8 protein-coding genes and 1 pseudogene are annotated in these 10,484 nt (G+C 62.0%); 5 read left to right on the top strand and 4 right to left on the bottom strand.

The annotated features are described in order from the left end of the window. A pseudogene (locus tag ACFCU0_RS13610) lies at positions 1 to 469 on the top strand (deoxyribodipyrimidine photo-lyase); the annotation flags it as partial. A 44-nt stretch (positions 470 to 513) separates the two neighbouring features. On the opposite strand, the gene ACFCU0_RS13605 reads toward ACFCU0_RS13610, so the two are convergent. From ACFCU0_RS13605 to idi, 3 genes are all read right to left on the bottom strand, one after another. Next, positions 514 to 1,452, bottom strand: a complete 939-nt coding sequence (locus ACFCU0_RS13605; RefSeq protein WP_434974226.1) for a complex I NDUFA9 subunit family protein — start codon at positions 1,450 to 1,452, stop codon at positions 514 to 516. Between the two features lie 132 nt (positions 1,453 to 1,584). Further along, entirely contained in the window at positions 1,585 to 2,688 is a 1,104-nt protein-coding gene (locus ACFCU0_RS13600) for a 6-phosphofructokinase (protein WP_434974225.1), read from the bottom strand. 267 nt (positions 2,689 to 2,955) lie between these two features. Beyond that, positions 2,956 to 3,480 carry an isopentenyl-diphosphate Delta-isomerase gene (gene idi, locus ACFCU0_RS13595; protein ID WP_434974224.1) on the bottom strand — a complete coding sequence of 175 codons (525 nt, stop codon included), beginning with the start codon at positions 3,478 to 3,480 and terminating at the stop codon, positions 2,956 to 2,958. A 302-nt stretch (positions 3,481 to 3,782) separates the two neighbouring features. On the opposite strand from idi, the gene ACFCU0_RS13590 reads away from it, so the two are divergent. From ACFCU0_RS13590 to ACFCU0_RS13575, 4 genes are all read left to right on the top strand, one after another. Beyond that, positions 3,783 to 4,160, top strand: a complete 378-nt coding sequence (locus ACFCU0_RS13590; protein ID WP_434974223.1) for a 2Fe-2S iron-sulfur cluster-binding protein — start codon at positions 3,783 to 3,785, stop codon at positions 4,158 to 4,160. Positions 4,161 to 4,340: 180 nt separating this feature from the next. Further along, the gene (locus ACFCU0_RS13585; protein ID WP_434974222.1) at positions 4,341 to 4,718 is read left to right on the top strand and encodes a hypothetical protein; all 378 of its coding nucleotides are present in this window, start codon (positions 4,341 to 4,343) and stop codon (positions 4,716 to 4,718) included. A gap of 263 nt (positions 4,719 to 4,981) precedes the next feature. After that, positions 4,982 to 7,795 carry a UPF0182 family membrane protein gene (locus ACFCU0_RS13580; protein WP_434974221.1) on the top strand — a complete coding sequence of 938 codons (2,814 nt, stop codon included), beginning with the start codon at positions 4,982 to 4,984 and terminating at the stop codon, positions 7,793 to 7,795. A gap of 168 nt (positions 7,796 to 7,963) precedes the next feature. Beyond that, positions 7,964 to 8,413, top strand: coding sequence for a hypothetical protein (locus tag ACFCU0_RS13575; RefSeq protein WP_434974220.1), 450 nt, complete (start codon positions 7,964 to 7,966; stop codon positions 8,411 to 8,413). Between the two features lie 302 nt (positions 8,414 to 8,715). On the opposite strand, the gene ACFCU0_RS13570 is transcribed toward ACFCU0_RS13575, so the two are convergent. Next, a complete protein-coding gene (locus tag ACFCU0_RS13570) occupies positions 8,716 to 10,425 on the bottom strand; it encodes a helicase HerA domain-containing protein (protein WP_434974219.1) in 1,710 nt (569 codons plus the stop codon). Positions 10,426 to 10,484 lie beyond the last annotated feature (59 nt).

Genomic DNA, 10,484 nt, shown 5'->3' with positions numbered 1-10,484 from the left:
CAATCGCGACAGCTACGACACGCTCGACCCGCTGCCTGACTGGGCCGCCACGACACTCGAAGAGCATGCGGATGACGAGCGCGAGTACCTCTACAGCCTCGACGAGTTACGGGGGGGCCAAACCCACGATCCCTACTGGAACGCGGCAATGAAGGAAATGCGGGAGACCGGCTACATGCACAACTACATGCGCATGTATTGGGGAAAGAAAATCCTGGAGTGGTCCCCCAATCCGGAGGAAGCGCATCGCCGGATTCTGCACCTTAACAACACGTATTTCCTGGACGGGCGCGATCCAAATTCTTTCAGCAATGTCCTCTGGATCTTCGGCCTGCACGATCGCGCGTGGCAGGAGCGGCCGGTCTACGGGAAGACACGCTACATGAGCAAGGGCGGTCTCGAGCGGAAGGCCGACCCGGATGAGTACGTCCGGAAGGTCGCGCGTTTGGCCGTAGATGCGCAGGCGTAACGGAACGGAGCAGCAGCCGTGAAAAGCGGCCAGCCGTCCGGCGGTTACCGATCGCGAAGGTAGGCGAGCGCTTCCTCCGTGAACCGTGTTGGCGTGAGGTCGAAGTCGGCGTAGAAAGCGGTATTGTCGCCCGTGTTGCCTTCGATCAGCATATTGAACTGAGCGGGTGAAATGGGGAGGAGGCTCGTCCGACCGACGGTGCTGACGCCGAGTCGAGCAAGCGGCATCGGGACGCTCACCTTTGGTTTCGGCTTCAGTCCCGCTCCCCGGGCGATGATGTCCAGCACGTGGCGGTACGCGATCCGGTCCGGACCGCCGGCGAAATACGTTCGGCCCGCCGTGACCGGGCGTTCAAGTGCCTGCACGAAGGCGGACGCGACCTCGTCGACCGCTACCGGCTGCAGCTGGTACATGCCGTCGCCGAAAATCGGCCACACGGGGAACGGCCGTATCAACTCATCCAGAAGCTGCGAGGCGAATTCCGGATTCTCCGGGCCCGGGTCGCCGAACAGGATGGACGGCCGAAAGATAGTCCAGTGCTCGAACCCCGCCGCCTGAACGATTTGCTCCGCCTCCCACTTGGTGGTCTGGTACGCGGTACCGTCGCTCGCTCGTGCGCCGTTTGCGCTCATGTGGATGAACCGGTCAACGCCCGCTTCACGCGCCATACCAGTCATGTGCCGCGTCCCGTCGACGTGGATGCGCTCGAACGTAACGCCCCGTCGCGGATGCTCCTCAATGATGCCGACCAGGTGGATGACGGCCTCACACCCGCTGAGGTGATCGCCGAACGAGGAGGGATCGGTTACATCGCCCGGGACGCGTTCGATCGACGGTCCGGTCGGTTCGGACGTCGCATCAGGTAGGGCGAGCGGGTCCGAAGGGTCGCGCATGAGGCACCGCACGTCGTGTCCGGCCCGCAGCAGGGCCCGCAGGACGTAGGATCCGACGAAGCCGGTTCCACCGGTCAGAAATACGGTCATTTTGGCGTCTGCAGATCGGGGAGGAACACGTGATCGATTAGCTTGCCGAACGGCGGGGGCGGCTCCACAGACCGAGCCCGTCGCGGAGTTGGTCCCTGCGCATGCGTCGCGGACAGGTCAGTCGCGGACACGTCAGTCGCGGATATCGGCCAGATCGTTGCGCCCGAACGAGGTGCCGACCGCCTGCGCGCTCTGCAGGAGGGCGTTGTCGAGCGGCACTGTGCGCGTTTTGTCCGCCACCTCGCTGAGGGGCACACTCGTGAACGAGCCGTTCTGATAGGCCACCATGCGGCCGTACTGTTCGGTGGCGAGCATCGACGCCGCGATGGCGCCGAATGTCGTCGACAGGTTTCGGTCGTAGGCCGTGGGCGTGCCGCCGCGCTGTACGTGACCGAGAATCGTGGTTCGGACGGCGCTCGACACCAGATCCTTCAGTTCATGTGCCAGCACATTCCCGATGCCGCCGAGGCGCAGCGGGTCAGGGCTGTCTTCGATCCGTTCTCGCACGGCCATTCCCCCGTCGATGGGCGTTGCGCCTTCGGCGATGGCTATGATCGTGAAGCGCTGCCCGCTGCGTTCCCGCGTGCGGCAAACCTCCGCGACGGCTTCGATGTCGTAGTCGATCTCGGGGATGAGGATCACGTCCGCCCCGCTCGCGGCGCCGGCATGCAGCGCGATCCATCCTGCGTAGCGCCCCATCGTTTCGACGACCATGATGCGGTGGTGGCTCTGTGCCGTCGTGTGGATCCGATCCATGGCCTCGGTCGCAATGGACACAGCGGTATCGAACCCGAACGTCTCATCCGTTCCGACGAGGTCGTTGTCGATCGTTTTTGGTACTCCGACGATGTTCATGCCCATTTCCGAGAGTCGGTGGGCGATCGACATGGTTCCGTCCCCGCCGATCGTGACGAGCCCGTCGAGGTTGAGGCTCTCATATGTTTTCATCGCTTCTGCGGAGACGTCGGCGTTGTCGCGCCGGTAGTAGGCGAACGGATTCGCTTTGTTTGAAGCACCGAGAATGGTGCCGCCGCGGGTGAGGATGCCGCTCACATCCACGTGTTCGAGCGATTCGACGTGTCCCTCGATGAGGCCCTGGAAGCCGTCCCGGATGCCGACGATCTCTGCGTCGTGCTGAAGCATGAGACTCTTGGCGACGGCCCGGATTACGGCATTGAGGCCGGGGCAATCGCCGCCACCGGTAAGAATCCCTACGCGAAACGGTTCACTGTTCATGGCGACGGGCGCGGAACGGTTGAATAGACGGCGGGAGGAGATACGCTCCCAAAATAACAACCGAACGGACTCCGTCAATGATCGCTCCGTGAAGGCGTAGTGCGTGCACCTGTGGAACTGGAGAATCCCCTGGGACCGCCTCTTCCCGGGCAACCGTCGGCCCGGAGCGCGGAGGAGGAAAGGGAGTTAACACGTGCACACCCATCGATGTGTCGGCGTGCTGCGGAGGAGGCAGTGCGCGGTCGCGGCTGAGTTGCACGCGTGTGGTTACGCGGCGCGAGCGGAGACGTGGGAGAGTGTCCGGCTCAGGATGTGACGGAACCAGTAGGTATACCGGTCGGGATGGGCCGCAATGTCCGAGAGGAGGTGATCCGGCTCCACCCACGCCCAGTCAGACACCTCGTCGGCATTTGGCACGACCGTCGGACGTGCGTGACCGATAAAGACGTGATCGAATTCGTGTTCGATCAGCCCGTTGCCGACCTCCGCCCGGTAAACGAAATGGAACGCTCGATGCAGGGCACACTCGAAGCCCATTTCCTCGAGGAGCCGTCGTCGGACCGCTTCCTCCAGGTCCTCGTCTGGTCGCGGATGACTGCAGCACGTGTTCGACCACAGTCCGGCGGAGTGGTACTTGTGATCGGCTCGCTTTTGCAGTAGCAGACGGCCGTCCGGATCGAAAACGAAAATGGAAAAGGCCCGGTGCAGCCAGCCCTCGACGTGCGCTTCCAGCTTCTCGGCCGTGCCCTGCGGCACGTCATCGGTGTTGACGAGAACTACGTGATCGGTCATTCCGGTGACAGGGGCAGTGGGGAACAGAGGTGGAGGGCGTCGAGCGCCGGGGCCGATACAGCACCGACAATGTCAAAGGTACCCGCTTCCCGCGGAAATTGCTGGTGCGACATTACTCCTTTACGCCATTCTCCCAATGTTAAGACCGGAGGTTTTGCCACTACTGGAGGATTCGACGTAACGAATGTCTACGCACGTTGACAAGCTGACGTGCGCTTCGTCTTTTTTCCTGTCCTCTGTGCCAGGCGAGGCTCACCGCCGGCGGGGTCAACGACCTTTCCATCCGGAATCTGACACCACGTATGCCGAAGCTAACAATCGAAGGAGAAGGAACGTTCGATGTTGAAGACGGAACGCGACTGGTTCGCGCCATCGCGCAGAGCGGCGTGGAAATCGGCCACCGCTGCGGCGGCCACGCCAGCTGTACCACCTGTCGCGTGGAGTTCGAATCGGGAGAGCCCGACGTGATGACGGAGGCGGAGCACGACAAGCTGGACGCGATCAACCAGCTGGGCAACATGCGGCTGTCCTGCCAGATCGTTGTCGACCGCGACATGACGGTCAGGCCACTGATGTGGGCCAGCAAAGAGGGGTGGGATGACAACGGTCCGGAACCGGCCATCGAGGTGGAGCCGGAGCCCGAATGGCATGCCCCGCGGGATCTGAAGGAAGACAGCTGAATATACCGTTCGAGTCTGGTCGTTTGCCGATGCTGGCGACCTTGTCACCCTGGCCCGTCCCCGCTTGGTTCAGCCTTTCCTGTGGTGGCGCCCGCCCTCCGCTCGGCTCCTTGTTCCCTCCGGGCGGTTGACATCGAAGCGCCGTTCCCTTCTCGCGTCTCTCTCGTTGAGTCCGTGCACATGCTGCTCCCCGCAGGCATCGCGTTTCTGTTTGGTGGCGGTCTGCTCCTTTACGTCGTTTCCCGGCGACACCGTCTCGCATCCGACATGGAAGGGCCTGCCCTCCGGCTCTTCACAACGCTTTCTCCCTTGATTGCCGGCCTCATCTTGCTTGGCGGCAGCCTCATGCTTCACCGGGACATCCTGCTGGCCCTCCGAACATTCGGTGCTGTGATGACGGCCGTGGGCGTGGGCATCCTCGGCCTCACGTGGTCCGCAGGCGACGAAGACGCCAGGGACGAACCTGCCCTCTTCGGGGGCAGCATGACCGCACCCGATCTGGGCGCGTTGCTGTTCATCATCGGTGTCGGATTGCTCCTCTTTGCACTCATTCTGTGATGGGCTTAGTTTCCGCCTGATCGGTCACGAAAAGCGGGCCTGGAGGCCTCATTCGTGGTTCGGCTGGTGCCTCTGAGAGGCCTGTGGCCATTTCGCTGTTGCCGTGGTCGCGGGCGCCGAGATGTGCAGGGTCTGAAGGGGCGGGGCTTTCACCGAACGGGGCGAACCCGAACCCGCGGTGTGCATTCATCAACGTCCTGCCGGCGGTCGTCCGGCAGTTTTCCCCTTCCCGTTCCCGCTCTCCACCTCTTCGGCACCCGCGTATGTCGCTTATTCCAAAGAGTCGTGCGGCGCAGGTCGTCCTCGGTATTGTCGGTCTCGTGCTCACGCTTTTGCTCTTCGCCCCGGGCCTCTTCGTCGAGTATCTCTGGATGAGTGAACTGGGCTATGAGGGCGTCTACTGGACCATCCTCGTCACCCAGATTTCGCTGTTCTCTGTCGTCATTCTCTTGGCGGCCGTGTATTTCGTCGTGAACTTCCGGGTTCTGGTCAATCGATTACCTCCGTCGTGGGCCGCCAATTTCGGCCAGGAAGGGCAGTCGAGCGCTCCGATCACCCGCGACCGGGTTCGTCGCCTGGCATACACGATCGGCGGCGTCCTGAGCCTGCTCTTCGCCGCTGGATTCGCAGGGCAATGGGACGGTCTGCTGCGCTATCTCTATGCCGTGCCGTACGGGCAAACCGATCCCGTGTACGGGCTCGACCTGAGCTTCTACATGCTCGAGCTTCCGTTCGTGCAGGCGCTGCAGAGCGGACTCGTTGGCCTGGCGTTTCTCGGCCTGCTGACGCTCGTGACTGGCTACATTCTCGCCGGCCAGATCGGCGTTGACAATGGCCAGTTTCAGCTTCCCATGCCGGTTGTCAAGCACCTCGGGGTTAACGTGATCATCCTGCTCATCGGCTGGGCCTGGGGGTTTTACCTGGACCGGTACGAGGTGCTGATGGAAGGTGGCGGCGCGGTGTTCGGGGCCGGGTACACCGACATTCACGTCACGATCCCGGCCCTCTGGGTGATGGTCTTCGCGACGATGCTGCTCGCGCTGCTGGTCGGGGTAAACCTCTATCAGCGGCGCCTCCGAGTGCTTGGGCTGGGCGTGGCGGCCTACGTCGTGACGCTCGTCATCGCGATGATCGTCGCGCCGACGGTGGTCAACCAGTTTACCGTGACGCCGAATGAGCTGTCGGTCGAGGAGCCCTACCTGGAGGACAATATCCGGCTGACCCGCGAGGCCTACGGGCTCTCGGATGTGACCGAGCGATCGTACCCGGCCCGCGCAAACCTGACGCCGGAGGACATCACTGCCAACCGGGAAACGATCAAGAACATCCGGCTCTGGGATCCGCGCCTGCTGATCGATACATACAGCCAGCTACAGCAAATCCGGCTGTACTACGAATTCCAGAACGTGGATGTCGACCGCTACCAGCTGGAGGACGGCTACCGGCAGGTCATGCTGTCTGCGCGTGAGCTAACCGGATCGCTGCCCCAGGGGTCGAACAACTGGGTCAACCGTCATCTTCAGTTCACGCACGGATACGGCGCGGTCGCCAACCTCGTCGCCCGCGAGGGTACGGAAGGGTCGCCGGAGTTTCTGGTCAAAGACCTCCCGCCGGTGGCCGAAGATTCGGCGCTCGCCGTCGACCAGCCCGCCATCTATTACTCGGAGACGGCGTCGACATACCGTCTGGTCAGCACCAACGAGAAGGAGTTCGCCTTCCCGCAGGGGGATGACAACGTGTACGTCTCCTACAAAGGAGAAGGCGGCGTGCTACTGGATGCCTTCTGGAAGGAGGCGCTGTTCGCCTACTACCTGGGCGACTTCAACATCCTGCTGTCCGATTACCTGAATGACTCGAGCCGCATCCAGATCTGGAATCGGGTGCAGGAGCGCGTTCGCAAGATCACCCCGTTCCTGAAGCTGGATCGCGACCCGTACTTCATCCTGAATGATCGGCGGCAGTACTGGATGCAGGACGTGTATACCACGACGCAATCCTTCCCCTACAGCGAGCCGATCCGCGGATTCGGGCAGTACAATGGAATCCGGTACATCCGAAACCCGGTGAAGGCGGTCATCGATGCCTACGAGGGTGACGTCAGCTTCTACATCTCTGATCCGGATGATCCGTTAATCCAGACGTATCAGAAGATTTTCCCGAGCCTGTTCCAGCCGCTGGGCCAGATGCCCGAGGGACTGCGGTCGCATGTGCGCTACCCGCAGGACATGTTCGAGATTCAGATCGAGCGGTACCGGCGCTATCACATGCAAAACGCCCGCGTCTTCTACAACAACGAGGACCTGTGGACCCGTCCACGGGAGCAGTATGATGAGAATCAGCGCATCATGGAGCCGTACTACATCATGTCGAAGCTGCCCGGTGACGATCAGCTTCAGTTCATGTTGATGACGCCCATGACGCCGGACAACCGGGATAATATGATTGCGTGGGTTGCCGCCCAGTCCGACGAGCCGAATTACGGCAACCTGGTCGTCTACAAGCTGCCGAAGGAGAAGCTCATCTATGGGCCGAACCAGATCGAATCACGGATTGACCAGAACCCGGAGATCTCGCAGCTCCTCTCGCTGTGGGATCAGCAGGGATCTCGTGTGGTCCGCGGCAACTTGATCGTGGTGCCAATCGAGGAATCGTTCCTGTACGTCGAGCCGATTTACCTGATTGCGGAAAACCTTAAGATTCCGCAGTTGCGGCGCGTCATCGTCGCCTACGGGGAGAACGTCGCCATGGAGGTATCCCTCCGGGAGGCGCTGAACGTTGTACTCGGACGCGAAATCCTGCGTGTCCAGGATGACATCGCCGAGGCTGCAGATCTGCCGTCGCCCGCTCAGGGACGCCAGCCGGCTCCCGGCGAGCCCGACGCGGTAGAAGAGCTGCGGGAGGCGCGGTCGCTGCTGCAGGAAGCACGCGATGCGCTGCAAGAGGGCGACTTCGCCCGCTTCGGAGACCGACTCGACGCCCTCGAGTCCGTTCTGGACCGCGGCGTGTCGGATGCGGAATCGCTCGTTCCGACCGATACGACGGCCGCAGCGGTGCCTCAGGCCGGCACGTCCGAGTAGTGCGTCGACCGCCGTGTAGGCGCTTCGTCACATATCGAATAATTCCGTCCGATCGGACCCTTCGGGGTGCGGTCGGACGTTTTTATAGCCACTTTGGCGTCTGGCTCCATCCTTCATTCCGGCTCCAACGTCCCCGCCCGTACACGCATCGACGCATTAGCCCCTGACATGACGCAGACGAGACGACACCGGCCGTTCGGCGTCACGCTGATCACTGCCTACGACCTGATCATGGTCGCCATCCTGCCGACGACGCTGGTGCTGTTGCAGGTCTTCGGGGTGATCGGGGACACCCGTCCGGAAACGCTGAACGTATTCGCGTCGGTACTGCTTGGGGCTGGAGTCGTTATCTGTACCTCAGCCGTCTGGCGGGCGGAAAACTGGGCGCGCGTGGTGCTGGTCGCGCTCATCACGTTGTACTACGTCGGCCTTGCCTTCGGTGCCCCCTATACGGTCGACCTGGCGTACTACGCCGCCTCGGGGGATTGGAATCCGTGGCTCCGGGCGGGACGCTCGGTCTTCTGGATTGCACTCCACGGCTGGTATTTCTTCGTCGCGGCCGACTGGTTCTTCGATCCAAACCGAACATCCCCGGACGAGCGAGCCGGCTGGCTATAACTCGGCAACCGCTGCCCGTTGATTGATGCCGGTTGAGGGTTCGGGATTGAGAATTCGGGATTGGGGATGTGCGTTAGGTCGTTGATCCGTTAGGTCGTTGATCCGTTGGGGCGTTGGGTCGTTGGCGCTGCGGTGGGGCGAGGAGGGAGGCGCCGTCACACCGGCACCCTGTCGCCCCAAGAGAGGCGTGACAGTCACGACCGGAGATCGCAACCGAACCCAGAACCCAGAACTCAGAACTCGTAACTCAGAACTCGGAACTCAGAACCCGGAACTCAGAACCCAGAACCCTGAACCATAATTCAAAACAATTCCCCCATGAGCTCATCCGGATCGTCCGTGTCGCCCGGGGTGTGTCGGGCGAGCGGTCCGTTGCGGAGGTCGTCGTAGAAATCGGGACCGTACGTTCGCGTGCGGACAACGATCGGCATCGGGACGGCGTGCCCAAGGAGGAGCGCCTGCTGCTTGGCGTCGAGGGAAGCCAGCACCTGACGCAGGGACGATGAGTCGCTGGTCCCGACGAGTGCGTTGGAGATGTCTTTTTCGTCGTTCAGCTTCGCGATCATCTTAGTGCCGAGCTGGCTCATCACTTCCTCGTCGATGGCGGATGGGCGCTGGTCGACCACCAGAAGGCTCACGAAGAACTTCCTCATCTCACGCGCGATCTTGCCGAACGGCGTTTCATGTGCGATGCCGGGAGCGAGGAATTTATGTGCCTCCTCGATCGTGATCATCAACGGTCGCGGCTTATCTGCGTCCTGCTGCGTCTGGCGGTACCGGTTGGTTTTTTCCTCGTACTTACGTCGAATGCGACGCGTGATCGCGTTGGCGACCATGAGGTAGACCTTGAGGTCGTCGTACCGGCCGAACTCCAGCACGACCGACTTCCCACCGTCAAGCGTTTCAAGGAGCGCATCGAGCACGTCGTGGCTGTCTTGGGACGGCCGCGTGGTGAAGAAGTCGTACTGCTCGAACTGTGAAAGCTTGCGCTTCAGCGCTTCCAGCGAACTCTGGTGCGCGCCGGTCTCGGCGGCGATCTCTTCCATCTCATCGCCTCGCGCCTCCAGCAGGCGCTTGAGCCACTGCCGCCCATACGTGTTCTGGAGCATGTAGCTACTCTCCGCCGCCGTCGCGTTCAAGTTCAGCGTGTCCCGGAGAGGGAGAATATCAGCCGGCTGAATTTGATCGGCGTGGAGATAAACGTCGTGATCCGGCTGGTGTCCACGGTCGCGGGTCGTCTTGGGGTCGAGCGAAAAGATGCTGACGCGGCTCGGAAAGAGATCCCTGAGCCCCTTAACAAACTGGGCATCCCCGTCCTCGGTCTCCACGCGGTCGCCGTAGCCGTACTCCGAGTGCATGTCGAAAATGAGGTTGACCGCCCGTCCGGTCTGGATCGTGCCGGCCAGCAGCAGGCGCGTGAGGAAGGTTTTCCCTGTCCCCGTCTTGCCGAACACCGCGTTTGACCGTTCCGCGAAACGCTGCAGGTTCAGACACACCGGGATCTCGTCCATCCCGATCGGGCTTCCGACGTTGAAGAAGGTCCGTCCGCCATCGTTGGCTTCATGACCGAAGACGCGGGCTACGTCCTCTTCCGTCGCGTAGGCGACCGGCGCAAAGTGAGACGGAATCGTTTTCACCGACCGAGGCTCGTCCCGGCTGAGTTCGGGATGCTCGGTGTTCGGCAGCATCAGCATCGGCTTGAGCGAGACGGTCGCATACGTCCCGGTCCCCCGCATGACATCCCGGAGCAGGTCGTCCTCGGGGCCGGGCGGGTTGAGGAGAATCTGCTCGTTCGCCGCGTCGATCTCGACATCCGTGATCATGCAGAAAAAGTCGAATTGCTCGCCTTGAATTACGACGAACGTACCGGCAATAACGTCTTCGATGGACCGGGAGGCGTCCAGCTTCATCTCGATCCCGTCGTTCAGAGACCCGTGGGTGATCACGCCGATCTTTCCAGGCCGGTCCGTCGGGTGCTCTCCGTTTCCGGGGGATGCGCTGAGTTCAAGCATGGTCGGTACGAGGGTACGTCAGAAGAAAGAGACAACAGGATCGCCCTCCCGGAGGCGGT

The sequence above is a fragment of the Longibacter sp. genome (genome assembly GCF_051155795.1).
Lineage (GTDB): Bacteria > Bacteroidota > Rhodothermia > Rhodothermales > Salinibacteraceae > Longibacter.
This window is presented reverse-complemented; position numbering and strand designations above follow the sequence as displayed.

Coding starts and splice junctions, on each gene's coding strand:
- ACFCU0_RS13575 (WP_434974220.1), top strand. CDS start 7,964: ATGACGCAGACGAGACGACACCGGCCGTTCGGCGTCACGCTGATCACT.
- ACFCU0_RS13580 (WP_434974221.1), top strand. CDS start 4,982: ATGTCGCTTATTCCAAAGAGTCGTGCGGCGCAGGTCGTCCTCGGTATT.
- ACFCU0_RS13585 (WP_434974222.1), top strand. CDS start 4,341: ATGCTGCTCCCCGCAGGCATCGCGTTTCTGTTTGGTGGCGGTCTGCTC.
- ACFCU0_RS13590 (WP_434974223.1), top strand. CDS start 3,783: ATGCCGAAGCTAACAATCGAAGGAGAAGGAACGTTCGATGTTGAAGAC.
- ACFCU0_RS13605 (WP_434974226.1), bottom strand. CDS start 1,452: ATGACCGTATTTCTGACCGGTGGAACCGGCTTCGTCGGATCCTACGTC.
- ACFCU0_RS13570 (WP_434974219.1), bottom strand. CDS start 10,425: ATGCTTGAACTCAGCGCATCCCCCGGAAACGGAGAGCACCCGACGGAC.
- idi (WP_434974224.1), bottom strand. CDS start 3,480: ATGACCGATCACGTAGTTCTCGTCAACACCGATGACGTGCCGCAGGGC.
- ACFCU0_RS13600 (WP_434974225.1), bottom strand. CDS start 2,688: ATGAACAGTGAACCGTTTCGCGTAGGGATTCTTACCGGTGGCGGCGAT.